Here is a 26,152-nt window from a genome sequence, read left to right on the forward strand (position 1 = left end):
AATAACATTAGCCAGCTTATCGGCATAATGACGCTGAAGCTTGTAATTTAATTTAAAGAATGTAATATTATTCACGCTCTAAGCTTTAGAGAATATGGATAATATTTAGGACAATGGAATGTTTTTATTTGAAGAGTATATTTCCCCTATTTCAGATACTGAGTTTGCAGGTAGTGATCCGCGCTCAGATGTCTCTCCAACGTCTACTTACTACGCCTTAAAAGATTTAAGAAACCAACTTCGTGCGGCTGAAAGAAATGCGTTAGTCGATGAGGAAGGAATTGCTTCGCTTTCTCGAGATTGGATTCCGTTACTTGAGCAATGTAGTGAGGCAATTAAAACCGAAAGTAAAGATATAGAATACCTAGCATGGCTAATTGAAGGCTTATGCCGCGTTCATGGCTTTAAAGGCATTGCGTTTGGTTTTAGTGTTGCTAAGCACCTTTTGGAACATCATTTTGAGTCACTTTATCCAACACTTGATGACGGTGATGAAATTTCAGACAAAGTGTCTGCATTAGTTGGCTTAAATGGCAGTGCTGGTGAAGGTACGTTAATTATTCCAATTAAAAGTATATACATGACAGACAGTGTCAGTATGGATCCATTTTCTTTTTGGGAATATCAGCAAGGTTATGACATTTCACGTTTAAGTGATGAAAAACGTGAAAAGAAGATAACCCAAGGCGCCGTTGATTTTGAACAGCTTGAAAAAAGTGCAGCCGAAACCAGTACTGAGTTTTTTGTATCTTTAAAAAATGATATTGAAGATGCGATAGAAAAGTTTGCCGCTTTGAGTGAGGTTATGGACGAGGTAACGGGTGAGCCACAACCTACGTCTAATATTAAACAAGCATTAGAAGTGAGCTTAGCTGCGGTAAACCATGTTGCAGCAGATAAACTTGAAGCAGCACAAATTGCATTAGATAAGGCAAATGCTGAGCCTGAAGAGGAAGCGGTTGAAGATGCGAGTGAAGCAGACGCAGCGCAACCTAAAAAGCGTGTCAGTGATGAGATTGATTCGAGAGAAAACGCAATAAAAAAACTTCAAGAAATTGCGACATTTTTCAGAAAGACTGAACCTCATTCACCAATGTCTTACACGATAGAACAAGTTATTCGATGGAGCGAATTATCGCTACCTGAGTTATTAAATGAGTTAATTACAGATAGTGATGCTAGGACTGGATACTTTAAGTTGTCTGGCATTAAGATCAGCGAAACTGAAACATAGTAAAAGGAGTTCTCAATGAGTATCCATGATAAGTTAAAACGAGTTCGTAAACCAAGAGTACATATCACTTATGATGTGGAAACTGAGGGCGCGGCAGTAAAAAAAGAATTACCCTTTGTAGTAGGTGTAATGGGTGATTTTTCTGGTGATAACACAGAAGCACTTAAACCACTAAAAGATAGACGTTTTATTCAAATTGATCGTGATAACTTTAATGATGTTTTAAAACGTATGAGCCCTTCTCTGCGTTTAAAAGTAGACAATACATTAACGGATGATGGTTCTCAGTTTGAAGTTAACTTGAACTTTAAGTCGATTGACGATTTCGAGCCTGCTGCGGTTGTAAACCAAGTAGAACCTTTACGCAAATTGATGGAAACGCGCAACAAGCTGCGTGACTTGATGACCAAAATTGACCGTTCAGAAGAGCTTGAGAATGTGCTAGAAGAAGTATTAAGCAATACAGCAAGCTTAGACTCGATGGCTAAAGAACTTAACTTAGAGGAGACTGATAAATGAGCACTGAACAATTAGCAACAGAATCAGAATCGGTATCAGAGGTAAGTTCTTCACTATTAGAGCAAGCAATTGGCGCGACTAAACAAACAGAGTCGAGCCGTGCTGAAGAATTACTAAAAACATTAACAGAAGAAGCGTTAAAAGGCACAGTTCAATGGAATAAAAACATGACTGTGACGTTTAATGAAGCTATTCAGTTAATCGATCAAAAAATCTCAAAACAGCTAAGTGTGGTGATGCACTCGGATGAGTTTCAAAAGCTTGAAGGCTCATGGCGCGGTTTGCATCACTTAGTGATGAACTCTGAAACAAGTTCTACATTAAAAATTCGTGTTTTAAACATGAAGAAAAAAGAGTTACATAAAGACTTAAGTAAAGCCGTTGAGTTTGATCAAAGCCAAACCTTCAAGAAAATTTACGAGTCTGAATTTGGTACTCCAGGTGGTGAACCATATGGCACTATCGTAGGTGACTTTGAATTTACTAATCACCCTGAAGATGTTGAAACATTGAGCTTAATGTCTAATGTGGCTGCAGCTGGATTCTGTCCATTTATTGCTGCCTCTTCACCGTCTTTATTCGGTTTTGATAATTGGGAAGAGCTTACTAAACCACGTGATTTAGAAAAAGTATTTGAATCATTAGAATATACTAAATGGCGCTCATTTAGAGACAGCGATGATTCACGCTTTGTATCACTTACTATGCCGCGTTTCCTTTCGCGTTTACCTTATGGTGCTGCTTCTAAACCTGTTGAAGAGTTCAACTACGAAGAGTTTGAAGTTGAGCCAAAAGACGGTCGTTCAGTGAGCACTGATAACGGTGATTACTGTTGGAGTAATGCAGCATACGCTATGGCAACTAACATGACCGCTGCGTTTTCTCAATACGGTTTCTGCACTGCTATTCGTGGTGCAGAGGGTGGCGGTAAAGTGGAAGGCTTACCGACTCACATATTCACTAGTGATGATGGTGATCCAGATCTTAAGTGTCCAACAGAAATTGGCATTACAGATCGTCGTGAGGCAGAGTTAAGTCAGTTAGGCTTCTTACCTCTATGTCACTATAAAAATACTGATTATGCTGTTTTCTTTGGCGGTCAAAGCTGTCAAAAACCAAAAATTTACTCAACGCCTGATGCCACGGCTAACGCTGCTATTTCAGCTCGTTTACCATACTTAATGGCAACTTCTCGCTTTGCGCATTACTTAAAAGTAATGGCACGTGACAAGATTGGTAGCTTTATGGAAGCTGAAGACGTTGAATCATGGTTAAACCGTTGGATCCTGTCATATGTAAATGCGACAGAGGGCGGTGGTCAAGACATCAGAGCACGTTACCCTCTTGCAGATGCAAAAGTATCTGTAAAAGAGATCCCAGGTCAACCTGGTGCCTACAACGCTGTTGCTTGGTTGAAACCTTGGTTACAAATGGAAGAACTAACGTCTTCTTTACGTCTTGTAGCTAAAATCCCAGAGATCGGTTAATAATACCGCTCTCTCGCATTAAGGATGATGCAATAGAATGAATCACGAAGAGTTTTCATTTATAAATCAAGACTTCACTTTTCAACAAAAGTCACAGTCTCGAATTAGCGATAATGACGCTTTGCTCGATAGGTTTTTAAATGAAAAAAACCTAGATAAAGCGTTATTGTTATGGCTTGAAGGCTCTTCTGATTCTCCCCTTTCTTGGAATAAGGAGTCTTTGAGTCCTTATTTACAACGTGTAATTATTGAACTCGATCAACTTATTTCATCGCAACTCAACCACATAATTCATGCTAATAGCTTTCAACGTTTAGAAGCTAGCTGGCGTAATCTATGGTGGTTATTATTACAAACAGAGCAACAAGACAAAGAAAAAAAAGTAAAAGTTAAATTGCTCAATTGTGATTGGTCAACGCTCTCAAAAGACGTGAACAAAGCGATTGATTTTGATCAAAGTATGTTTTTTCAGTTACTTTATCAAAACGAGTTTGACAGTGCCGGAGGCGAGCCTTTTGGTATTGTAATTGGTGATTACGAAATTAGTAATGGTTGCTCAGCAGGCACTATTTACAACGATATTGATACCATAAAAGAGGTATCAAGAACGGCAGCTGCTGCATTTTCTCCTTTTATATGTTCGGCATCGGCTAATTTATTTGGTGCTGATAGCTTTTCAGATTTAGGTTATTACTCTGATTTATTTAATCAGTTTGAACAGCCAGAATATATAAAATGGCAAAGTTTTAGAAAAATGGAAGAAGCGCGCTTTATGGGCTTTACATTGCCTCATGTATTAGTCAGGCCGCCTTATGTTAATGATGGCAAACGCCATCAAGATTTTTACTTCAAAGAACAAATAAAAAATCCAGAAACAGATATGTTGTGGGGCAGTGCAGCGTATCAATTCGTATCAACAATAATTAGAGCTTACTGCGATAGCGGTTGGTTTGGTCATATTCGTGGTATAGAGCCAGGTAAAGTCTCTAAGGGATTAGTAACAGGACTTGCTCGTGATAGCTTTGCAAACGATACCTATCAAAAAGAGGCAAAGCCGCCACTTGATTTATTAGTAACCAGTAAGTTTGAAAAGCAATTTTCTGAGCTCGGTTTTATCCCAGCTTCTTCGGTTACAAATACGGAACATATTGTTTTTTACAGTAATGCATCGGTTCAAAAAACAAAAAATTACGACTCAAGTGCTGCCAATATCAATGCGCGCTTATCGTCTATGTTGCAATACATTTTGTGTGTATCGCGCTTTGCGCACTATTTAAAATTATTAGCCCGAGATCGTGTCGGTTCTTATAGCACAGCACAGGCCTGTGAGAGAGATTTACAGGCGTGGATTAATAACTACACAACCGCGTCAGACTCCGCGTCTGAGCATATTAGAAGCAAATATCCACTGAGTAATGCAAAAATAAAAGTAAGTGAAAATAAAGCAAACCCGGGGCATTACTTTTCGGTTTTGCAGTTACAGCCCCACTTTCAGTTAGACCAAATGGTCTCGAGTATTAAGTTAATAACAGAGCTCAGTCCTCATCATAAAATAAAGGAATAGTCATGAAAAAAATACACAGTTTAATTCGCGAGGGAAAACTTGCTGATGCTTTATTATGCTGCGCTACCGAGTTGCAAGATGAGCCTTTAAATTTTGACATTAGAAGTATTTATTCTGAATTACTTTGCATTAATGGCGAGCTTGAAAAAGCAGATAAACAACTCGACTTTATGGTGCAAAAGAACCCAGAGTTTGCTGTAGGTGCAGTTAACCTTAGACATTTAATTCGTGCCCAGCAATCGCGCGTAGATTTTTATCAAGGTAAGGGGATTCCTAAACTTTTTCATGAAGCCAATGAGCTAGATACCTTGTTTTTAAAAATGCATGTTGCTTTGCTTGAAGGTGAAACATCTGAAGCAGCCAGTCTTGCACAACAAATGGAAGCGCTTCGCTTGGAGAGTGTTGAAGACGAGCAATCAGCAATTAGAGATTTAGATGATAGCTTAAGTCCTTATTTAGAAGTGCTAGGCACGAATGGCGAGTTTTACCTGGCTAACTTTAATGAAATTGAAACATTAAAAGTAGAACCTGTAACGTCATTATTAGAGGGTATTTGGTTACGCGTTGAAATTACTATTAAAGACGGCCCATCGGGCACCGCTCACTTGCCACTGGTTTACGCAAACTCAAATACAGATCTAGAAAAGCTAGGCCAAGTATCTGATTGGGAAGAACTTCAAGACGAATTTATTGTAGGCAAAGGAATGAAAATGTTGTTTGTTAACGATGAAGCCATCACTGTTCCAAATCTTAAAATAAACGCCCTAGAAACAGCTGAGTAAGCATAGTAAATAATTATGATAGAGCATAAGCAGCAGCTTCAAGCATCCATTTTAGATAGGCTCATTGACGATGAGCCAGACTTTCAGGATGCCCCATCTCGTACTGAGGGGATCAGCATTAGTGAGCTGAGAAAAAATGTGCGCAGAGACATAGAAGCGCTGCTAAATGCGCGAATTCAATGGCACACGTGGCCAGCACAATATGCAGAGTTAGCAACATCCTGCTTATCGTATGGTTTACCTGACTTTTCGAGTATGTCGGTGAGCTCTCACGAAGGGCGGGCACTGCTATGTGAAACCGTTAGAAATACAATTTTGAAATTTGAGCCTCGGTTCATTGAAGTTGAGGTATTTACTGACGATGAAGTACCCGTAAATAGAGTATTAAACTTGCGAATAAACGCTTTACTATATGCAGATCCAGAGCCTGAGTTTATTAGCTTTGACTCTGAAGTTGAGCCTGTGAACTTAGGGATGAAGATTATAGAGGCTTCTTTATGAACGATGAATTATTAAAATATTACAATCGTGAATTGGCGTTTGTTCGTCATATGGGTAAAGACTTCTCTGAAAAATACCCTAAAGTTGCAGGGCGATTAAAGCTAAGCGATGATCATATTGAAGACCCTCATGTATCTAGATTAATTGAATCGTTCGCATTTTTAACGGCTAATATTAGGCAAAAGTTAGATGATAGCTTTCCTGAGCTTACTGATGCTTTATTAGGGCAAATGTTACCTGACTATCAAGCGCCTATTCCTTCAATGTCGGTGGTTAAATTAGAGGCTGAAAACCTCTCAACCACGGGAGTAGTGATTCCAAGAGCGAGTGAAGTTGAAACAAATGTTGAGTCAATGAAGCAATGTAAGTTTCAAACCTGTTATGAAACTTACTTATGGCCTGTTGAAATTACCAGTGCGCAATTTGATAACAGTCCTTTTGTGGCACCAAAACCACGTTGGCATGAGAAAGCAAAGTCAATTTTCAAACTTGAGCTAACCGGTGAATACCCGGGTGTATCACTGGCTGAAACTGGGTTGGAAAAATTACGATTATTTATAAATGGCCAATGGCATCATACGCTTAAAGTGTATGAATTATTGTTTAAGCACGCTATTGGCATTGCTTTTGATAATGGTGATGAGGGAATAAAGTACCTTTCTAAAACTCAACTTAAAGCGGTTGGCTTTGATGCAAATGAAGCGGTTGTACCGTATTCGCAGCGATCAAGTTCCGGCTATCGCTTACTCGTCGAAAACTTTACCTTTCCTGAAAAGTTTCGTTTTTTTGAACTTGAAAATATTCACTCATCGTTGCCTAAAAATTCTAATAAATGCACAGTGTATATTTATCTTGATGCGGAATCTTCAGAGCTCGAAAAGCAAGTAGACAAAGACATGTTTTTGATGGGGTGTACGCCCATAATTAATATGTTTGAACAAGAATTAGAACCTATTCGCCCTGAACTGAGCGAATACGAATACCAATTAACGCCGCGTTATATGGACTCTGAGATTTCAGAAGTAATTGGTATTTCAGAAGTAATTGCCTTTGATCATAAGGGAAATAAACAAATAGTTTGTCCGTTTTATGGACAAACCCATCCACGATACCAAGGCCATGATGATTTGTTTTGGCATATCCGCAGAGAAACTGCCTCATGGGCAGGGGGTTATGTTGAGTCAGGCACCGAATCGTTTCTATCATTGGTAGATGCACGATTTGAAAATAGCGCTATGGATTATGCTGAAGGGAACACGGTCCTAACCGTACGTGCTAATTGCAGTAATCGAAACCTCCCTGCAAGCATGCCTTTTGGAGACGATGAGCTAGGCTTATTAATGCCAGAGCGCGGCGATGTAATTAAAAAAATTAGGTGTTTAATTCCATTTACTCATGCAGTTAGACCGATATTAGCCGATGCAACTCGTTGGCAATTAGTTAATCATTTAACGCTCGACGCGTTTAGTGGAGATGATGCATGTAATAAGCTTAAAGAAGTGCTACGCCTTTATGATTTTAGAGCATCTCCGCAAACAAAAGGCCTTATTGATAATATTTACCGTGTGGTTGTAGAACCCGCAACGGCTCGTGTTGTGCAAAAAGGGCGAGTAAGCTTTGCAACGGGAAGTGAAATTGAAATTACCTTCGCCAATGATGACTTCTCAGGTAGTGGCATGTTTTTCTTTGCCTCTATCCTCGATCATTTCTTTGCGCAATTTGCAGCAATTAATAGCTTTACTCGCGTTAGTTTAAGGCTAAAAGAACAAGAGCAAGTGTATTACCAATGGCCTGCGCGAGTTGGGGAAAGCCCGTTAATATGATCCAACATATTATTTCTCAAGCGTCACAAGTTGACTTTTATAAAGCAGTTTTCATTATTGAAAACCAGCTGAAAAAGCATGGCTTGGAGTATCGCTACGTAGGGTATGACAGTAGTCCAAAGCAAGAGTTAATTAAGTTTACCGCAACTCAAAAATTTGGTTACCCAGGTAACGCTATCACAAAATTAGAACAAGCAAGCTTTGAAGATGGCTTACATAAAGTCAACATGCAGATCTCTTTTATGGGATTAACGGGTTGTTCGGGCGCTTTGCCTCAATTTTATAGCGAACTGGTGATGCAGCGTCTTCGCTATAAAGATACAACTATGCGCGACTTTTACGACATGTTTAATCACCGTTTGGTGTCTTTATATTATCGAGCGTGGAAAAAATATAAACCGTCTTTAAATCATGTAAATAAAGATAAAAACAAAGACCCATACACGCAAATATTAGGGCTTTTAAGCGGCGGTTATGATGAACATCAGTTGCACTTTTCAGGCCTTTATAGCCGAAAAATTCGCAATGCTTTTGACTTAAAAAGTGTACTGAGCTCATATCTTGGCTGTGATGTTGTCATTAAACAAATGATAGGTAAGTGGCACGATTTGAAGCCACAAGAGCAAACATGTTTAGCAAGTGAACGCCTTTATGAGGGACAACATGCCCGCTTAGGTGTTGATACGGTAATTGGTAAAAAGATATGGGATATTTCTTCTAATATCGAGATCCATATCAGTACCCGCGATTTTGATAAAGCAAAATCCTTGTTACCTAAAGGCAAGTTATTTGAATTAGCTAAAAAAATTGTCAAAGACTATGCCGGCAATGCTATTTCATTTCGACTTGTTATTGAGTCAGATTTTCAACAACTTGATGCGGTGCAGCTGTCAAAAAGTGAATGCCAACTAGGCGCAAATAGCTTTTTAATGGCGAGTAAAAACACCCCTAAATTTAACCCTACTAAGTTATCGTTTAAAGGATAATTAAAATTAAAAGGAACAGTGTATGTCAACGATGACATTAAACAAATTAGTTGAGAAACTAAGCCCAGATTGTAGAAAGAGCTTAGAAGCAGCGGTCGCAATTTGTAATAGCCGCAGCCATTTTACGGTTGAATTAGAGCATTGGCTGTTAGCTATGATTGAGCAGCAACTAGACGATGTTAGACTCATATTCGGTGCTTTCGATATTGATATTGATCAGGTAAAGCAAGATTTAAATCAATCATTAGAGTCATTTAAAACGGGCAGTGATTCGTCGCCTAGTCTGTCGGTACATGTTACTACTTTACTTAGACAATCATGGTTAAGCACCAGTATAGAATTTACTGATGAGCAAATTCGAAGTGCTTACGTTATTTATACGCTTACAAAAGACGATACCTTGTCTAGTTTAGTAACGCGTTGTAGCAAGCTTTTCAATAATATAGAACCTGGACAACTACTACATGCATGGCCTGAAATTGTTGCCCAATCGCAAGAACGTAATACCACCACTGCAAGTGCTACAACACCTGCAAATGGTTCATCTAAAACACCAAGCTTAGATCAATTTACCGTCGATTTAACCGCACAAGCAAAAGCAGGAAAAATAGACCCAATTTTAGGTCGTGATTTCGAAATACGTCAGATGGTAGATATTTTAACTAGACGTCGTCAAAACAATCCAATATTAACGGGTGAAGCGGGTGTAGGTAAAACCGCTGTGGTTGAAGGACTTGCCCTAAGAATCGCTCAAAAAGATGTACCTGCAGTATTACAAAACGTTAAGTTGCACAGCCTAGATTTGGCTTTGCTGCAAGCGGGTGCGGGCATGAAAGGTGAATTTGAAAATCGTTTAAAGTCGCTAATTAATGAAGTGAAAAACGCTGTTGATCCTGTGATTCTTTTCATAGATGAAGCTCACACTATGATTGGTAGTGGCGGACAAGCAGGTCAAAATGATGCTGCTAACTTACTTAAGCCTGCTCTAGCAAGAGGGGAGTTACGCACTATTGCAGCAACAACGTGGGCTGAATATAAAAAGTTTTTTGAAAAAGATGCTGCACTAACACGTCGCTTCCAAGTGGTTAAAGTTGAAGAGCCAACACCAGAAAAAGCGGTTGCTATGCTACGTGGTTTAGTTCCTGTGATGGAAAAACATCATAAAGTGTTTATTTCAGAGCAAGCACTTGAAAGTGCAGTGCATCTATCGCACAGATACATTACTGCCAGACAATTACCCGATAAAGCCGTTGCATTGTTAGATACGGCATGTGCTCGTGTTGCTATGAGTCAAGCATCGACACCTAATGCGATTGAGCAGTTAATTAACAGGCTTAGTGAAATTGAAGCGCAAGTTTTAATGCTAAATCGTGAGCAAAAAACTGGTTTAGATCACAGTGAACAATTATCAACGCTTAAATCTGAACTAGTTGAGATTGAACAGCAACTGGAACCATTAAATGAGCAGTTCAATGTTGAGAAGGATATAGTTGCCGAGTTAAACCAAGCGCTAGAATCGATTAACACCAACGATGCTGACTCTTCTGCTGAAGTACTTGAGCAGTTAAAAGAAAGCAAGTTTAAGTTAGCCTCGTATGAGCATAATATGGTGCATTGGCAAGTTGATGAAGAGTTGATTGCACAGGTTATTTCTGATTGGACTGGTATTCCTGTTGGTAAAATGCATGAAGATGAAATTCATGGCATTTTAAATTTAGCTGAGCAAATGAAACAACGTGTAGTTGGCCAAGATCATGCGCTTGAACTTATGGCTAAAGTGGTACAAACCTCACGTGCGCAGCTAGCAGACGAGAGTCGCCCTAATGGTATATTTATGCTGGCAGGCCCAAGCGGTGTTGGTAAAACAGAGACCGCGCTTTCACTTGCACAAGAAGTGTATGGCAGTGAAGATAACGTAACAGTTATTAACATGTCTGAGTTTAAAGAAGAGCATAAAGTGTCATTACTTCTTGGCTCACCTCCGGGTTATGTTGGTTATGGCGAAGGCGGTATTTTAACCGAAGCAGTAAGAAGAAAACCATACAGTGTGGTGCTACTTGATGAAATGGAAAAAGCCCATCCAGGCGTGCAAGATATTTTCTATCAAGTATTCGATAAAGGTACGATTAAGGACGGTGAAGGCCGAGACATCGACTTTAAAAATACCATCATTATTATGACCTCAAATGTGGGTACTGATACCACAATGAGTTTATTTGAAGATGAAGAAAGTAAGCCGAGTATTAAAGGTTTATTAAAAGCATTACAAGATGATTTATTAGGCGCATTTAAACCCGCATTTTTAGGGCGCATTAATGTTATTCCTTATATTCCGTTAAGTGATGAAATTCTGACCCAAATTGCAGCGCTGCAAATTAGCAAAATTATTAAGCGTGTTAAAAAGCATTATGATGCGCAATTAACGTATAACGATGACGTGATTGAGCACATTATTGCTAATTGTCAAAATGCCGGTTCGGGTGCAAGAAATATTCACACCATATTACAGAATAAAGTACTACCACTATTGTCTGAAATTTTGCTTTCGAGCATGGTTGATGGTGAAAAAGTGACATCTATCTCATTGTTAATTAAGGATAATGAGTTTGATATTGAGCTAACTAAAGTTAATTTAAAATAACCTGTTTTTATGGTTGTTTCTTTAGTTTTAGAGCATTATAATTCGTGTGTCTTATATAGAAACATGGAATTTTTGAGACATTGTCTTCATCTAGGGAAAGGAATTCTGAAGACCTTTTCATTGCTGTTTTAGAGATAATGATTTCAAGGAATTTTGGGTAACCAAAGTAAACGAATCCACATAATGGATAATATTGTTTAATAAAAAGGAGCATTATCAAATGCAAGCAAATACATATTTAAAATACGGTTCAATCAAAGGCGAAACTACTGCCGAGTCTTTCAAAGATTTAATTACAGTTTTATCTTTAGATTGGAACGTTAGCCGTGAAATTAGCTCAGCGACTGGTACAGCGATGGATCGTGAATCTAGCTCTACTCGTTTAGGCGACGTGACTATTACTAAGCTTCAAGATAAAGCATCTCCGGATCTTTTCAAAGAAGCAACTATTGGTAAAGGTCTACCTGCTGTTTTTCATATCACTAAACAAGGTGATAAAGTTGAAGAAATCATGAAAATCGAACTTACAGATGCCATGATCTCTAGCTACTCAGTATCTGTTCAAAACGACCGTCCAATTGAAACAATCACTATCAGCTACACTGAAATGATGATGACTGTTACACCTACTGACGATCAAAACAACATCACTGCACCACTAGTATATGGTTACAGCGGTGTTAAAGGTCAACAAATGTAATATTTGTTACCCGATTGTAGCTCTGGGCTTATGCTCAGAGCTTTTTTTGATCTTCAGGATGGGAAAAGCAAGGAATGCAAAAAGCAACACAAGATAAAAACGTAATTCAAATTAGTACCCCTGTTGGTAAAGACGCCCTTTATTTAACACGCTTCGTTGCACAAGAAGCCATGTCAGATTTATTTGTTATGTCGGCCAATATGTTCACCATAGGCCAACAAATTGCACATGAAGATCTGGTTGGCAAACCGGTATCGATAAAGGTAAAAAATGCCGAAGGTGGGGGAGAGCGTTATTATCACGGTATTGTGAGTCAGCTTGTTTCTAACGGCAGCCGCACTGCAGACGTTGACGAACAAAAAAATTACATTGATTATCAAGCTACCATTGTGCCTTTTGCCGCTTCTATGCGTAATCGCAAGAACAGCCGCATTTTCCAAAAGAAAACAATAAAAGATATATTTGCTGATTTGTTTGGCCAACACAATGTGGCTTTTTCAGATAAAACCAGTAAAACCTACCCCAAATACGAATACTGTGTGCAATATCAAGAGTCAGATTTTGACTTTATCCAACGCTTATTACAAAGCGAAGGTATTTTTTACTTCTTTGAGCATACAAAAAGCAACCATACATTAGTTTTGGCAGATGATATCACTGCCTATGAAACATGTGGTGAGGCTAAAGTTGTTCATTCAACTGGCCATTTAAGCGAATCTCATGTTTCGCGTTGGCAAGGCGGATTAAGCTTAGCGCCAGGAAGCTTTAAGCGTTTAGGTTACGATTTTAAACAGCCGTCGCGTTACCCTGATGCAGAGCAAGCAAATGCCGAGTTACCTACGCAATCGGTATCAGAAATTTTTGAATATACAGCAGAAGCAGAGTGTCATCCTCGCGCGGCTAATTTGGCATCTGTACAATTAGAGTCGCTACAAAGAGATATGAAGCTCTCAAGCGGGCGTAGTGACTGCCGCTCATTTTCTGTTGGTAAACTGTTTAGTTTCAAAAAACATGAAGACCCACGCCTTGAAGGTAAAACCTTTGCCATTACCTCGATGATGACATCGATTGTAGTACCAAACCAATCAGGCGCTTTACAATCATCAAGTGATGAAGTGTATTCTAACCACTTTGAATGTGTGCCAAAAGACATTCCATACAGAGCGCAAGTGAGCAAAAAGAAACCGGTTATCAATGGCGTACAAACAGCTATAGTAACGGGTGATAGCGCCGATGAAATTATGATTGACCAATATGGCCGCGTAAAGGTGCAATTTGATTGGGATCGTGAAGGTAAAAAAGATTCTAAAAGTTCATGTTGGATCCGAGTTGCACAAAACTGGGCCGGCAAAAAGTGGGGCGCATTTTTCTTCCCTCGCGTAGGACAAGAAGTTTTGGTTGATTTTATTAATGGCGACCCAGATCAACCTATTATAAGTGGTGCTGTTTATAACGCAGACTTAATGCCTCCGTACGCTTTACCGGGCGAAAAAACGCAAAGCGGTATTAAAACTCGCTCAACTAAAGAAGGTGGAGCAGATAATTTCAATGAGCTGCGCTTTGAGGATAAAAAAGGCAGCGAGCTTGTGTATATGCAAGCCGAAAAAGATAAACAGCTTTACGTTAAAAACGATCAAAACGAAAAAATAGATAACGATCGTAATGTTGAAATTCTTAATAACGACAATCTTAACGTTACAAAAAACCGTATTGCGGAAATGGGTGAAAATGACACCTTAAAAGTAGGTAAAACACTTAATATTGAAGCGGGTGACGAAATAGTGATAAAAACAGGCTCTGCGCAAATTAAAATGAGCAGTAGTGGCAATATCACTATTGAAGGTACAAACATTGATATTAAAGGCAGTAATGTAAAAGTAGATGGCAGTGCCATTACCTTATCTGCTGGTGTAATTAAGTTAAATTAATGATGGAAATAGTCAATAACTTTCAATCAGGATTCAGAAACGGCATTGCAAATAACGGGCACGTTGTTTACTGCCGCTATGGTTTACCGCATTTAGTGTGTTTACCAATAAATAGGCCAGATGATCCATTACTAAGCCCTGCTTTAAGTCATTTAAAAGCTATGAATGGCTATTATGCACAGCAGTTTTTTATTCATTTAAGTGATTCACTTAATAGTGAAAATGTAATTTCAAATTTATATCAATATGCAACTCAAAGCACAGTGGCACTTGCTGATCACCGTAAAGATGAGCTAATTGAAGAAATTTCGCTATTAGTGACGACTAACAAGCTACTAGTTATTCCACTGTATGAATAGTATTTCATAAACAAGCAAAGATACGACAAGGAGTCAAAATGGGTAAACCCGCTGCTACAATTGGTCATATGCATGTATGCCCTAAAGTGACCGCTAAAGTTCCACATGTGGGTGGACCTATAGTTGCCGGCTCTGGCAATGTGTTAATAGGTGGCATGCCCGCGGCGCGCAAAGGCGACATGATAGTGTGTATTGGCCCGCCAGATAGCGTAAAAACAGGCTCGGGGAGCGTTAAAATTAATGGCAAACCCGCCGCCAGAATGGGCGATGATAGTGGCCACGGCGGAAAAATCGTTGTTGGCAACCCAACTGTTTTAATTGGTGGCTAACTTTGCTAGCGACCTATTTAAGTGATCATCAAGCACAATTACTACAAATTAGTAACGCTCAATTGTGCCCGTTTACGTGTGTAGGTCATGTTCGTTATTTAAGAAAAACCCTATTAGAAAGCTGCTGGGTAAACGCAAAAAACAATAATCAGAAAAATAATTTTGAATTGCCCACCACTGAGCAACTAGTCGAAATAATAACTAACACTAAAAACGATGAATTAGTTGCCCAAGCATGTATTGAAGTCATGGCAAACTTGCCACAAAATAAAAATATTATATTTATAAATGAACTGCTTAATCAGCCAGCGCTGAGTGCTTTTTTTAAAATCATTATAAATAAAGTGGTTATTCAACAGCATAGCTTTAACTTAATTCGGCTATTAAATTTAAACACCTTGTTTTTTGCTTACAGTGCTGATGATGAAATTCCGCCGCAAACACTGGTCACTATAAATCAAATTACCAGCCTTGCGCAGCACCACGGGCCACAGATATTAACGGCTATTTTTGATGCATTAAGTGAGCAAGCCCATCTATCACCCTTAATGTCGTTATTTTTGTTGTCATTAAATTTTGAGCAAGTAAACAGCTTAAGCAATCATGCCAGTAATACCTTATCGGTTGATCAAACATTGCATATTTTATTACAAAGCGGTTTTGTAAAACTGATTGTTTTAGCTAATTCTTTGCTACCACAGGTAGAGCAACCCGCGTTAATTATTGCGCTAATAAGGCGCATGTTAGGTGATAAACTCGATCAGCTAGTTGAGTACGATATTCAACGACTTGCTTGGCAAGGCGATGAAAGCGCGTTAATAAATTTTCAGCAGCAGTTAAAACATAACTGGCCTAAATATGAAACCGCCATGTCGAGTTTACGATTGATTGCAGGACACCCTCTTGATGAAGTGCCTAATGCCATTTATTTATCAGCCATGGATAGCTATAGCCAAGGGGTGTTTAACTTATATCGCTATTATCAACACCTCGCTGCCAATAAAGCTCAGGACGAGGTGGCATCATGAGTGCATTTTCAATAGAGATGGTATGCTTTTCTGCCCCAAATATTAGCAGCGTAGATGCATTATTATTTGACGATAACAGTGCTGTTTTTAATGAACTGCAATGGCAGTCTTGGGATGCCTGTGTTTACGATTGCATAATTAAATCTAAAGAATTAATGGCAGAAGTCACAGACAGCACATTGCCGATGATCTGGTTACTACCAGCGTTATCATTTAAAGATGAGCTAAAACAGTTATTAACTCAGAGCTTACAACAGTTATACCCCGATCATAGCAATGAGCTTATTTTTCATGGTGCAACAGCCGCGCACTCTGCTATAGCTTTGGCCGGTGAAAAAAAATGGCAAAAATTCAATGTAATTGCTTTAGATGCAACCTTTAAAGCAAATAAACAGCAGCAGTTTGCTTATCAAGGTGTAGGTGGCGCGTTGGCCCTAGTTGAAATGGTGCCTTGTGGGTGGTCGCAGGTAAGCCATGAAATTGCAGCATCTATTGATTTTAGCAAACATAATCAGCTAGCAGGTATGCTTACGCGATTAGCTGAAAAAACAGAGAATAAGATAGATCTAATTTTTGCACCAGGAAATGGGGTAGATGATGATAGTTGGCTAAACAATTTACAGCTACTTACTAGCTTAATTGATGAGCACACATATTACGAACTACCCAATTATAAATTAGGGAAAATAGGCGCACTAGAAGGGTTAGTTAATTTGCACCAATTAACCACAAGCCCTGCAATTGTTGAGCATTTTAGTTATGCATTAATGCTTTCACAGGAGCAAGCTAAGCATCAAGGTGCAGCATCATACTTATGGATAAGTGAGGAAGTAGACAGCTAATGCAAAGTAATACCGTTGTTTTACAAGGAATAAGTTACCCAATTTGCCTCGTCGCTGGTAAAGGTTCAGCGCCGTCGGGCTTTGTTGCTGTAGCAGCTAACACGCCTGAAAGTGCCAAGAATCAAATTGCGCAAGTAGGCAGTGCGCTTACAAGCGATGCAGCTAAACGTTTAGACGTTATTAACTTGCTTAACCTTGCAGGAGTAAGCTGTTCGCGCGGTTCGTCAGCCCGTGAAACCGCGAGTGTATTAACCCAAGCTTTGGTTGCAGATAAAATTAGTTGCTATCACCAAAAAGCTAAGTCGGCTATTCAAGTAAGTGATAACACCAATAGCGGCGCAGCAGGTAAAAAGCCAAATAGTAAGAGCAGTTCAACAGCCTCAGGTAAAAGTGCCTCTCAAGCGCCGGCTAAAAACAGTGGCGGTGCAAGTAATAATACCCCAAGTGAAGAACCTATCACCCAACAAGAGTGTCGCTCTGATCCAGTTTCTATGCTTTCGGGTGAAGAAATACTGCCGCTTATTGATTTCACCCTGGCAGGTAGTAAACAATTAATTTGGCGACGCCTATACCGTTCATCGCATGCGGATGTATGCAGCTCTATGGGTAATGGTTGGCGACATGACTTTATGGTGCAGTTAACTGAGCACTATTTACCGCCACCTAAAGTAGGTCCAAAGCAAAAAGGCATGTATTGGTTAGAATACCAAGATGAGCATGGCGCTAAACACCGCTTTGAAAAAGTAAAACCGGGACAATCGAGCTATCAATTAAGCAGTAATTTGGCGTTGCATTACCAAACTAATGGTAAGCAAGTATTGGTAACCCCAGATGATCAGCATCTTACGTTTAAAGCTGGCGAAAACTCATGGTTGCTCGAAAAAGTTATTAACGAAAAAGGCCAAAGTATTGGTTTTTATTACGATGCGAAAGAGCGCTTGCATCGCGTTGAGGTAAATAAAGCGCGTGGCTGTATTTTAAAATATAACCCGCAAGGGTTGCTGGCAAACATTTCGGCTTATCGTACAGGTGATAACAACAAGCCAGTATTACTAACGCCGTTACTTGCGCAATATGATTATGATGAAAACAAAAACCTCGTTCGCGCGACCAATCAACAAGGTGAAACAGAGCATTATGGCTATAACGCCGCTAATTTATTAACAAAGCGTACCCGTGCCAGTGGTTTTAGCCATCATTTTGAATGGGACAGTTACTCATCAAGTGCTAAGTGTATAAAACAGTGGGGCGATAACAACACCTATACGTATCAGTTTGAATATAATTTAGACGCTGGTGAAACAACCTGTATAGATTCGCGTGGTCATAAAGAGCACTTTGTACATAACGCGCAAGGTAAGTTAGTTAAGCACACCGATCCAAATGGTAATGTGTGGCAATACGGCTATAACGCACAAGGCCAAAAAATAACGGAAATAAAGCCAGATAGTAGTGAAATAAAATACAGCTATACCCCTTATGGTCAGTTAGAATCAATAACCCAGCCAGATGGCAGTGTCACAAAATTTGCTTACAACCAATTGGGTCAGCGTGTATTAACCACTTTGCCTGACGGCCAAACAGTAACACGTAAATACAGCGTGGCGGGTTTGCTGCAAAGTGAAACCTTTGGCGACGGTCGCACCGTACTTTACAGCTATGACAAATTTGGCCAGCTAACCCAACACATAAATAAAGATGGTCAAGTCACTAAATTTGTATGGAACGAGCAAGGCGAGCTTTTAGCCAAGCACCATAATGATGAGCTTATTCGTTATAGTTACGACAGTTTAGGCCGTGTAAATGCCACCATTAATAACGCTGGTTTGCTGACTCAATATAAATACAATGAGCATGGCCAGCTTGCGCAAACTATTGCCTTTGACGAAAAAGACCCTGAAAACAAACAGCATCAACACTTTAGTTACGATGATGCAGGGCGGTTAATTAGCTCGCAAAACAGTAAGGGTGATACCACCGAGCAGCACTTTGAAGGGCTAAGCCAGCCACATTGTGTTATTCAGCCCGATGGCAGTGCACTGCATTTAACTTACGATAAAGAGCGTAACTTAACCGCCATTGAGCGCAGCGACGGCCATGTATACCGCATAAGTTATGACGCTAACGAAAACCCAACGCAAGTAACTGGATTTGATGGCACGCTACAGCAATATAAATACGATGCCTGCAATCGCTTAACCTCGGTCACACAAAGTGATAAACGCCATGTGAAAATAGAGCGCGATAAACTAGGGCGCGTGATTGCGCAGCATGCAAGTTTGGCAACCGATACTCACATCGTTAATAATGCCAATTACTACAACTATAACCTGCAAGGTAAAATTACTCGTGCGCACAATGCACAATCAACCTTAAAGCAGCAGTTCGATAAAGGCGGGCGGTTACTGTGTGCTGAGCAAGTACATAATCAGCAACAAGCGCACACCTTAAAATACAGTTACGACGACTACGGCAGAAGGCAATCCCTGACCTTGCCAGATTCAAGTACGCTTAAATACAGTTACAATAAATTTGGCCAACTAAGTGCGATTCATTTACACCAAGGCAACAGCACCACTGTTGAACTTGCAGCGCTCAGCTATGACAGTCAAGGCAATATTCAAACGCAAAAGTTTGGTAATGACATAACTCTTACTCAACAGTTTGATGTATTTAATCGCTTAACACGGCAGCAGTTAACCCATCCTGCGCAAGCGCTATTTGATACCTGTACGTACAATTACGACAGCGTAAACCAACTTATTGCGCGTAAAGAGCAAGGCGTTAGCAGCCACAATATTAATTTTGAGTACAACAGCCTTGGTCAGTTAATTCAGCAAAACCTAGTAAGTTCTGAGGTTGATGCAACCACGCAATACCAGTGGGATAGCTTTGGTAACCCAGTTAGCCAGTCAAAAATTCAAAATAACGAATTAGCCGAACAGCAAGCTACTCAGCACAATGATGATAGCGATGCTAGTGACGCCAGTAATAAGATTGAAAGCAGTCAGTCAGCTAACATAAATAATGTGCTTCCCAGTGAGTATAACGATTCAAGTGCAGCAACGGCCACCAGTGAGCTAATCGAAGATGATGGGGTTATTAAAGGCACCACAAACGCCGACCGTTTAACCCACTTTGGCGACAGCGATTTTCATTATGATGAGTTTGGTAACCAAATACGGGAAACCGGTAAAGGCATAAAAACCCGCCGCGAATACAATGCGTTTAATCAATTAAGTTGCTTTAACAACAACGGCACGCTTACCCAATACGACTACGACCCACTCGGGCGCCGTATCGCCAAGCACACCGAGCAAGGCAAAATTGACTACATTTGGGATAACGACCAGCTAATTGGTGAATACCAACACGGTGAATATACTTGGTATATCAACCTACCAAACCAATTTCACCCAGTAGCGCTTATTAAGCAAGGCGAGGTGTATTACTACCACCTAGACCAACTGAATACCCCACGCTTTGTGACTAACAACAAAGCAGAGGTCGTATGGGAAAACCAAGCGGATGTTTATGGTTATGAAGAATCAGAGATAAGCAATACAAATAACTTCACTCAGCCTATACGCTTTCAAGGGCAATATTTAGATATCGAGAGTGGCCTACATTACAATCGTTATCGCTACTACAGCCCCAAACAACAACGCTTCATAAACCAAGATCCAATTGGTTTAGTAGGCGGAATAAACCACTACCAGTACGCGCCGAACCCGGTTAACTGGGTCGATCCGTTTGGGTTGAGTTGTAAGGAAAATGCCTGGAATACGTTCTTAAAAAATACCAAAGGGCATTTTAATAGCACCACTGAAGCCGCAGATAGCTACAAAAAAGTAAAAGAAGTTTTACTTACACCTAAAGCTGAGCGACCAGATCCGTCGACATATCTACCACAATCATATATAGATGCACATATAGCCCAGTTTAATCAACAAGGTGCAGGTTTTATTTCTATTCAAAGTTGGATGCTAAACCCTGAATATCCCACGTTACCGCCAAGAAAGTTTGTAGGGCTTAAAAGTGAAATGGACGCTATTATCGCTAAATACACTCAATCAGGAAATGATTGGAGAATACTTAGAGATGAACTTAGTTTAGGCGAAAACACTGACTTAAGTAATGATGAAATTACGTATATTACAGTCGAACCTGGCGATGAGCGATTTAAGTATGATATTCCAAATGGTCGCGAAGGTGGTGCATACGATGGGGAATGGATCCCAGGAGGCAAAACCAAAGGCGGTATAACAGAGGCTGCATTAATTAATTCCGAAACTGTCGTTCATAATAACAGTCTTGAAGAGCTATCTAGTAATTTCGAAAGTACAGAAAAACTGCAATCCGATGAAGATGATAAAAAAATGGAGCTTCATAAGGTTGCATGTTTTAAGAAAAATGCAAAAGGTACAGAAGCAGAATATGATCGTCAATTGAAAGGCCAACAAGACGGCATTAATGATATGACAGTTAGAAAATATCTAGATAATCGTGAAGCTTACAAAAAAATAGGCAGAAAAGGTACAGGGGCAGCACAAAGAAAAGCCAGAATAGATTTTCAAAAAGAATTGATTATAAAATATAAGAAAGAATTAAGAAGAACTGAAAAGTTAAGTGGAGAAGCGTTAAAGGCTAAAGCTACGGTGTTAGCGAAAAGAGATATGAAAACTCTTAATGCTCTTCATAATCCTGATATGATTGCTGGAGGTTCTGATGATAATGTCCTTGATCTGGGGGATGCTAGCGTTAACCAATCTATTGGCTCACAATGGAAAGGTAAAGGGGTTGGTGAAGGTGGCGATAAAATGAAGGGAAGCCGAGTAGAAAAAATGGATTTAGAGGCTGAAAAAGCACTTAAAGAGTTTGGGCCAAAAGCTAAAATGAACGTAAATTTACACAGGTGTAAATGATGAATGAATATTTTAAAGACTTTTATGATTACGAGGGTTTCGGACCTCCTATTAAAGGTACAAAGCCAGAACAAATTACAATTGACTCATACAAAAAGGAGTTGCCGAATCGTTTGATTGAATATTGGCAAAAGTACGGCTTTTGTGGTTGGGGTGATGGAATACTTTGGGTTGTTAACCCAGAAGACTATAGTGAGGTATTAAAAAAGTGGCTAGATGAGACTCATTTTGCTGAACGTGAAAAGGCTGGCATCGACAAGTATCATGTAATCGCGAGGGGAGCTTTTGGAAGACTGTTTGTCTGGGGGGAAACTTCAGGACAAAGTATCAAAATTAACCCCTTGTTTGGAATGCTAATACCATCTGATGAAAGTGCTGATTTAATAAATGATGGACCAGACATGCTTATTGATCTCTTTTTTGCTTCAAGTTCAAAAAGTGACTTTGAAGAAGAGGATGAAGCAGAACGGCCATTATTTGAAAGAGCATTAAAACAGCTAGGTCCTTTAGAATTTGATGAAATGTATGCGTTTGTACCTGCTTTGGCCTTAGGTGGCACAAACAAACTAGAAAATCTAAAAAAGGTAAAGGTTATTGAGCATTTGAACTTTTTAGCTGACTTAGGTGAAAAACGGGTAATGGCTGATATTGTTGCTATGTCAAATGAGTTACATAAAAAGTAGATACGATTTTAGTAAGCTGCTAACTAAAAATATAAGTTGAGCAATTACACCTTTACTGTCATTGACTAAGAGATTTTACATGACAAATTTATTTGAAGTTTCGATAAAAAAAAATGAGACAAATAGCTTTTTTCGTGGAGAAAAAAACTATTTTGTAAGAACTCCCGATTTTGACCAGCATAATCATGGTGCAAACCTTGGCGGGCATGTTGAATCTTTTTTAAGATCGGGTAATGGCAACGCTGAAGTTTTCGATAAAGCTTTTCTAAAGTTTTTGGAGTCTTTAGAGGTAAATAAAGAAGATTTGACACATTTTATGGCAAATCTTTCAGCTTTTTTTGCTTTAAAAAATAGAGGTAGATTGGAAGGTTCAACGCTCTTTAGAAGCCTCAATAGCAACGAATCAAAATTAGTTAAAAGCTATTTAACACAGATATCAAACAGTGAAATATATTTCAGTGAAAAGGATAGAATATATATACATGCAAATTTCATCTCTAAAAATGGTAATGATCTTTTATTAAATGTGCTGAAAGAAATAGATGGTATTAAATAAAGGTGGTATACGTTCTGGTTTTTTTAACTAAAAATAAACAGAAAACCTAAACTCCCAGTAGTTGAACACTATACTGTGCGGTAATTATATAATTTAAATAAACTTATATGGAAATAAAATGAATAAAATAAACACGGATGTAAATTACAGAACAATGGCGGGCAATGCGCGTTTAGTTATGCTGGGCGAATCGAGCCATAGTGCTGCCGGCTATAAATATGAAGCTATAAAAGCGATTAGGCAGTTAAAGGCTGCGGGTTTTACACATTTTGCTATAGAAATGCTGCCTAGCTCGATGCAGGAAAAAATAGAATTTTATCAACGAACAGGTAAAGGCTTTAATATAATACAGCAATATTTTGATAAATATTGGACACATGGTGATTTTACTCCTCAGGCCTATGGTGAGCTGGTAAAGGCGGCACGTAATGCAGGAATGAAGATAGTTGCATTGGATGTTTCTGTAGAAACGATGGAAGTAATGGACAGTGTATGCCCATCGACAAAAGCCGTGACTGGAGAATGTTTTGATGCGCATACGTTTAGAAACGATCTTTGGGCTTACAATTTAGCTACAATCCTCAAGAGATCTAAGCAGAATAAAATTGTTGCTTTTATGAGTCGATGGCACGCAGTTAAGAATTTAAAGTATCAAATAGGTGTTGATTCTTTAATTAAAGAGCACGGTATTCAAAATGTTCGTTTTATTGATTTTATTGGTGGCTTATCTTGTTACAGCGACAGGCCGTGTAAGGGAATGTCTAGCCAACAAGAGACTTTGAAAGGACAATACTTCTACAAAGAGGGCTTTCCGTATGAAAGTACGGTTAAATCATTTCAAGTCCACCTACCAGAAAAGCGTATTAATAATGATGGATCATTCCAATGGTAAAAGCACTAGTGACACTTGTGTTAGCAATTAGTTTTTTTACTTTTACGGATGTTAAAGCATCTATGTTTGCGAATATTGATATTAATGATCCGAACTTAACCGTTGAAATTGCAGCTAAGCAATGCGAAAAAAGCTATATGCATGCACCTAACAAATTAGAAGAATGGTGTGAAAAAGCTTACGAAATGGGTCACTTGGAGTCCTTGTATTATATTGGTATGTATACTGGGGATGGTTCTCGTTATTTAGATGAATTAAATACTCGAATTGAACAAGGTGAAGCTAATGCTATTAACACATTAGCTTGGTTATACCAAAGCGGCCGTTTAGTTAAAAAGGATTTAAGTGAAGCTATACGCTTATACAAGCTTTATTTAGCACAAGAAAATAATCAAGCAATTACACTTAAAACTTCTACACATTTTGAGTTAGCTACAATTTATAGAAAGCTGGGTATGTGGGATAAAGTAATAACTCATACTCAATATGTAATTGATAAGGCAAAAAGAGAAGGTCGTAGGGAACTTGCACAGAGATGGCGAGATGAGGCTGAAACATATTTGAAAGAAAGTAATTTGTGAGTTTACACTTGTATTTAGCTTTAGAAACGCAAGCAATATAATTAAAGTTGTTATTCAGAGTGTTACCTAGGCGCAGTCAGAATCAATTTAAAGTAGAGCAATGTGACGTGATAAAGTATTTATTAATTAGTACACTGTTTATTTTTAGCTTAATTAGTAATGCTGCTGGCCCTCGATGGGATAATTCAATAGATATAAATGCTCCAGATTTGACTGTATTAGCTGCCGCAGAGCAGTGCCATAAAAGCTTAATTAACGCGCCTGAGTATCTCGAAGAGTGGTGTGAAAAAGCTTATGAAATGGGATACTGGAAGGCACTGGTTACACTAAGCCTTCATAATGGAGATGGAACTCGATTATTAAAGGAGGCCAAAAAGCGGGTTGCGGCAAAAGAGCCAAAAGCTTATTCAACTTTAGCTTGGTTATATGGCAGTGGTATGTTTGTGGAGCAAGATATTAATTATGCTATTGCCCTTTACAAAGAATTTTTAGCATTAGATGCAGAATTGCCAAATTCGTTAGTTGCGGCTGCGCACTTTAAGTTAGCAAACTTATATGAATCGCAGCAGGATTGGCTTGCAGTAAATGAGCATGCACAATATGTTATTGACCACAGTCCTTTAGCTTATGATAAAGAACGAGCTGTTGATTTGATAAAGTTAGCTAAAAAAGAAATTTTGATTAAGAATAAATCATTGAATGAATAGACTAGACACCCATTCTGATTTTGCAGTTTAGTAAACAAAGTACTACCACTTTATATAGCGTTTCGTTCGGCGTGCATTTTGTATGGTGATGAGCATTCTACAGGTCAACCTCAACTATCGCAGAGGCTGAGTTGAAGATAAGTTGCTTAAGCTCGAAAGGTGTTTTGTATTGATGTATGTGTTTACGCAGTTTTGAGTAACCACACTCAACACGCATAGATAACTATAAGATTAAAGTTGTAATGAAATATGTAAGTCGATGCGCTTATCTAAGCTAGCTAATATAGAGGGAATGATTTGTTTTTTAGTGATAAGCAAAAAAATAAAGTGGAATTTTATGCACTTGTATATGTAATCTCATTTTTATTGCCATTTCCTGCTTCGCTATATTCTGTTGCATTATCTCAATTAGGTGGTGTAGCACTTTGGCTGATTGGCTCAATAACATATATGATTGTTTACCTGCGAGTTGTGTCAGAATTACCAAAAGAAGATAGGTATTTTGTTACATGGGGTCAAGCAAGCTATTTTCCTCAACTGCTTTTTAAAGTAGCCCCTGTATTAATATTTATACTTCTTTGCTTGTTGGGAAGTTTATAGTGTTTAAAAACGATGAGGTGTTTTTATTATTCGCCCCATGGAAGCTTTTACGTAGGTTCTTATTAGTAACAATCATCTTACTTATAGGAACGGTTTATTCAGGCATGACATTGTTAACACAGTACTTTGATACAAGTCCAGAGTGGCTGTTGGGCATTTTGTTTTCCGTTGGAATTATGTTTTGCTTTTTTAACTTTAAAGTTAGTCAAGGCTCTTTTCTATGTGCAAAGATATTGAAATACTATGCTCTATTTTTAGCTTTGATTTGCTTACCATCATTTATAATTTTAGAGGGAAGTGGTTATCATATAGCTACAGTTACTAATATAGCCTTTATGCTGCTGTCTTTTTATCTAATTAAGGGAAATAAATACCAAGGCTTAATTAAATATCAATATAATTTTTTTAAGGATATAAAAGACGCTCGGGCCGCTGTTGAAAAAGAAATGGCTAAAGGAAATAAAAGGAAGAAAAAGTAAGGCTGT

Annotated in this window: 23 protein-coding genes; all 23 read left to right on the plus strand. The window is 38.8% G+C overall.

Going from position 1 to position 26,152, the window contains the following annotated elements; all coding sequences use genetic code 11:
• Positions 1–118: 118 nt before the first annotated feature.
• The 23 genes from tssA (at position 119) to PUND_RS16260 (ending at position 26,146) form a co-directional block, all read left to right on the plus strand.
• The gene (tssA, locus tag PUND_RS16145; RefSeq protein WP_010389383.1) at positions 119–1,234 is read left to right on the plus strand and encodes a type VI secretion system protein TssA; all 1,116 of its coding nucleotides are present in this window, start codon (positions 119–121) and stop codon (positions 1,232–1,234) included.
• A 15-nt stretch (positions 1,235–1,249) separates the two neighbouring features.
• On the plus strand, positions 1,250–1,753 hold the full coding sequence (gene tssB, locus PUND_RS16150) for a type VI secretion system contractile sheath small subunit (protein WP_010389380.1): 504 nt from the start codon (positions 1,250–1,252) through the stop codon (positions 1,751–1,753).
• Complete coding sequence (gene tssC, locus PUND_RS16155; protein ID WP_010389377.1) at positions 1,750–3,240, plus strand: type VI secretion system contractile sheath large subunit; 1,491 nt, start codon at positions 1,750–1,752, stop codon at positions 3,238–3,240. The genes tssB and tssC (PUND_RS16155) overlap by 4 nt, the downstream gene beginning before the upstream one ends.
• A 37-nt stretch (positions 3,241–3,277) precedes the next feature.
• Positions 3,278–4,804, plus strand: coding sequence for a type VI secretion system contractile sheath large subunit (tssC, locus tag PUND_RS16160; RefSeq protein WP_010389374.1), 1,527 nt, complete (start codon positions 3,278–3,280; stop codon positions 4,802–4,804).
• A 2-nt stretch (positions 4,805–4,806) separates the two neighbouring features.
• Entirely contained in the window at positions 4,807–5,586 is a 780-nt protein-coding gene (locus PUND_RS16165; protein WP_010389372.1) for a type VI secretion system accessory protein TagJ, read from the plus strand.
• A gap of 15 nt (positions 5,587–5,601) precedes the next feature.
• Positions 5,602–6,087, plus strand: a complete 486-nt coding sequence (gene tssE / locus PUND_RS16170; protein WP_010389371.1) for a type VI secretion system baseplate subunit TssE — start codon at positions 5,602–5,604, stop codon at positions 6,085–6,087.
• Positions 6,084–7,910 carry a type VI secretion system baseplate subunit TssF gene (gene tssF, locus PUND_RS16175; protein ID WP_010389369.1) on the plus strand — a complete coding sequence of 609 codons (1,827 nt, stop codon included), beginning with the start codon at positions 6,084–6,086 and terminating at the stop codon, positions 7,908–7,910. Before tssE ends, tssF begins: the two co-directional genes overlap by 4 nt.
• Positions 7,907–8,896, plus strand: coding sequence for a type VI secretion system baseplate subunit TssG (tssG, locus tag PUND_RS16180; RefSeq protein WP_010389368.1), 990 nt, complete (start codon positions 7,907–7,909; stop codon positions 8,894–8,896). The genes tssF and tssG overlap by 4 nt, the downstream gene beginning before the upstream one ends.
• A 22-nt stretch (positions 8,897–8,918) precedes the next feature.
• Positions 8,919–11,537, plus strand: coding sequence for a type VI secretion system ATPase TssH (tssH, locus tag PUND_RS16185; protein ID WP_010389366.1), 2,619 nt, complete (start codon positions 8,919–8,921; stop codon positions 11,535–11,537).
• Positions 11,538–11,757: 220 nt separating this feature from the next.
• Positions 11,758–12,237 carry an Hcp family type VI secretion system effector gene (locus tag PUND_RS16190; protein ID WP_010389365.1) on the plus strand — a complete coding sequence of 160 codons (480 nt, stop codon included), beginning with the start codon at positions 11,758–11,760 and terminating at the stop codon, positions 12,235–12,237.
• A gap of 74 nt (positions 12,238–12,311) precedes the next feature.
• Positions 12,312–14,165 (plus strand): type VI secretion system tip protein TssI/VgrG, encoded by a 1,854-nt coding sequence (tssI, locus tag PUND_RS16195; protein WP_010389364.1) that lies wholly within the window; start codon positions 12,312–12,314, stop codon positions 14,163–14,165.
• Positions 14,165–14,524: a hypothetical protein gene (locus tag PUND_RS16200; protein ID WP_010389362.1), complete on the plus strand. Its 360-nt coding sequence runs from the start codon at positions 14,165–14,167 to the stop codon at positions 14,522–14,524. The genes tssI and PUND_RS16200 overlap by 1 nt, the downstream gene beginning before the upstream one ends.
• Before the next feature lie 38 nt (positions 14,525–14,562).
• On the plus strand, positions 14,563–14,853 hold the full coding sequence (locus tag PUND_RS16205; protein ID WP_010389361.1) for a PAAR domain-containing protein: 291 nt from the start codon (positions 14,563–14,565) through the stop codon (positions 14,851–14,853).
• Between the two features lie 2 nt (positions 14,854–14,855).
• On the plus strand, positions 14,856–15,881 hold the full coding sequence (locus PUND_RS16210; protein WP_010389360.1) for a hypothetical protein: 1,026 nt from the start codon (positions 14,856–14,858) through the stop codon (positions 15,879–15,881).
• Entirely contained in the window at positions 15,878–16,723 is an 846-nt protein-coding gene (locus PUND_RS16215) for a hypothetical protein (protein ID WP_010389359.1), read from the plus strand. Before PUND_RS16210 ends, PUND_RS16215 begins: the two co-directional genes overlap by 4 nt.
• The gene (locus PUND_RS16220; protein WP_010389357.1) at positions 16,723–21,648 is read left to right on the plus strand and encodes a polymorphic toxin type 15 domain-containing protein; all 4,926 of its coding nucleotides are present in this window, start codon (positions 16,723–16,725) and stop codon (positions 21,646–21,648) included. Before PUND_RS16215 ends, PUND_RS16220 begins: the two co-directional genes overlap by 1 nt.
• Positions 21,645–22,331, plus strand: coding sequence for a GAD-like domain-containing protein (locus PUND_RS16230; protein WP_240539529.1), 687 nt, complete (start codon positions 21,645–21,647; stop codon positions 22,329–22,331). The genes PUND_RS16220 and PUND_RS16230 overlap by 4 nt, the downstream gene beginning before the upstream one ends.
• Positions 22,332–22,410: 79 nt before the next feature.
• A complete protein-coding gene (locus PUND_RS16235; protein WP_010389354.1) occupies positions 22,411–22,887 on the plus strand; it encodes a hypothetical protein in 477 nt (158 codons plus the stop codon).
• 118 nt (positions 22,888–23,005) lie between these two features.
• Positions 23,006–23,779 (plus strand): ChaN family lipoprotein, encoded by a 774-nt coding sequence (locus tag PUND_RS16240; RefSeq protein ID WP_010389352.1) that lies wholly within the window; start codon positions 23,006–23,008, stop codon positions 23,777–23,779.
• Positions 23,773–24,360: an SEL1-like repeat protein gene (locus tag PUND_RS16245; RefSeq protein WP_010389351.1), complete on the plus strand. Its 588-nt coding sequence runs from the start codon at positions 23,773–23,775 to the stop codon at positions 24,358–24,360. Before PUND_RS16240 ends, PUND_RS16245 begins: the two co-directional genes overlap by 7 nt.
• Before the next feature lie 107 nt (positions 24,361–24,467).
• A complete protein-coding gene (locus tag PUND_RS16250; protein WP_010389350.1) occupies positions 24,468–25,067 on the plus strand; it encodes a hypothetical protein in 600 nt (199 codons plus the stop codon).
• A gap of 297 nt (positions 25,068–25,364) precedes the next feature.
• A complete protein-coding gene (locus tag PUND_RS16255) occupies positions 25,365–25,667 on the plus strand; it encodes a hypothetical protein (RefSeq protein ID WP_010389349.1) in 303 nt (100 codons plus the stop codon).
• Positions 25,667–26,146, plus strand: a complete 480-nt coding sequence (locus PUND_RS16260; protein WP_010389348.1) for a hypothetical protein — start codon at positions 25,667–25,669, stop codon at positions 26,144–26,146. Before PUND_RS16255 ends, PUND_RS16260 begins: the two co-directional genes overlap by 1 nt.
• Positions 26,147–26,152: the final 6 nt, after the last annotated feature.

It is taken from the genome of Pseudoalteromonas undina (assembly GCF_000238275.3).
Taxonomy (GTDB): domain Bacteria; phylum Pseudomonadota; class Gammaproteobacteria; order Enterobacterales; family Alteromonadaceae; genus Pseudoalteromonas; species Pseudoalteromonas undina.

What these genes read in the sequence shown, in the direction of transcription:
- tssA (WP_010389383.1), top strand. Translation starts at nt 119, where the DNA reads ATGTTTTTATTTGAAGAGTATATTTCCCCTATTTCAGATACTGAGTTT.
- tssB (WP_010389380.1), top strand. Translation starts at nt 1,250, where the DNA reads ATGAGTATCCATGATAAGTTAAAACGAGTTCGTAAACCAAGAGTACAT.
- tssC (WP_010389377.1), top strand. Translation starts at nt 1,750, where the DNA reads ATGAGCACTGAACAATTAGCAACAGAATCAGAATCGGTATCAGAGGTA.
- tssC (WP_010389374.1), top strand. Translation starts at nt 3,278, where the DNA reads ATGAATCACGAAGAGTTTTCATTTATAAATCAAGACTTCACTTTTCAA.
- PUND_RS16165 (WP_010389372.1), top strand. Translation starts at nt 4,807, where the DNA reads ATGAAAAAAATACACAGTTTAATTCGCGAGGGAAAACTTGCTGATGCT.
- tssE (WP_010389371.1), top strand. Translation starts at nt 5,602, where the DNA reads ATGATAGAGCATAAGCAGCAGCTTCAAGCATCCATTTTAGATAGGCTC.
- tssF (WP_010389369.1), top strand. Translation starts at nt 6,084, where the DNA reads ATGAACGATGAATTATTAAAATATTACAATCGTGAATTGGCGTTTGTT.
- tssG (WP_010389368.1), top strand. Translation starts at nt 7,907, where the DNA reads ATGATCCAACATATTATTTCTCAAGCGTCACAAGTTGACTTTTATAAA.
- tssH (WP_010389366.1), top strand. Translation starts at nt 8,919, where the DNA reads ATGTCAACGATGACATTAAACAAATTAGTTGAGAAACTAAGCCCAGAT.
- PUND_RS16190 (WP_010389365.1), top strand. Translation starts at nt 11,758, where the DNA reads ATGCAAGCAAATACATATTTAAAATACGGTTCAATCAAAGGCGAAACT.
- tssI (WP_010389364.1), top strand. Translation starts at nt 12,312, where the DNA reads ATGCAAAAAGCAACACAAGATAAAAACGTAATTCAAATTAGTACCCCT.
- PUND_RS16200 (WP_010389362.1), top strand. Translation starts at nt 14,165, where the DNA reads ATGATGGAAATAGTCAATAACTTTCAATCAGGATTCAGAAACGGCATT.
- PUND_RS16205 (WP_010389361.1), top strand. Translation starts at nt 14,563, where the DNA reads ATGGGTAAACCCGCTGCTACAATTGGTCATATGCATGTATGCCCTAAA.
- PUND_RS16215 (WP_010389359.1), top strand. Translation starts at nt 15,878, where the DNA reads ATGAGTGCATTTTCAATAGAGATGGTATGCTTTTCTGCCCCAAATATT.
- PUND_RS16220 (WP_010389357.1), top strand. Translation starts at nt 16,723, where the DNA reads ATGCAAAGTAATACCGTTGTTTTACAAGGAATAAGTTACCCAATTTGC.
- PUND_RS16230 (WP_240539529.1), top strand. Translation starts at nt 21,645, where the DNA reads ATGATGAATGAATATTTTAAAGACTTTTATGATTACGAGGGTTTCGGA.
- PUND_RS16235 (WP_010389354.1), top strand. Translation starts at nt 22,411, where the DNA reads ATGACAAATTTATTTGAAGTTTCGATAAAAAAAAATGAGACAAATAGC.
- PUND_RS16240 (WP_010389352.1), top strand. Translation starts at nt 23,006, where the DNA reads ATGAATAAAATAAACACGGATGTAAATTACAGAACAATGGCGGGCAAT.
- PUND_RS16245 (WP_010389351.1), top strand. Translation starts at nt 23,773, where the DNA reads ATGGTAAAAGCACTAGTGACACTTGTGTTAGCAATTAGTTTTTTTACT.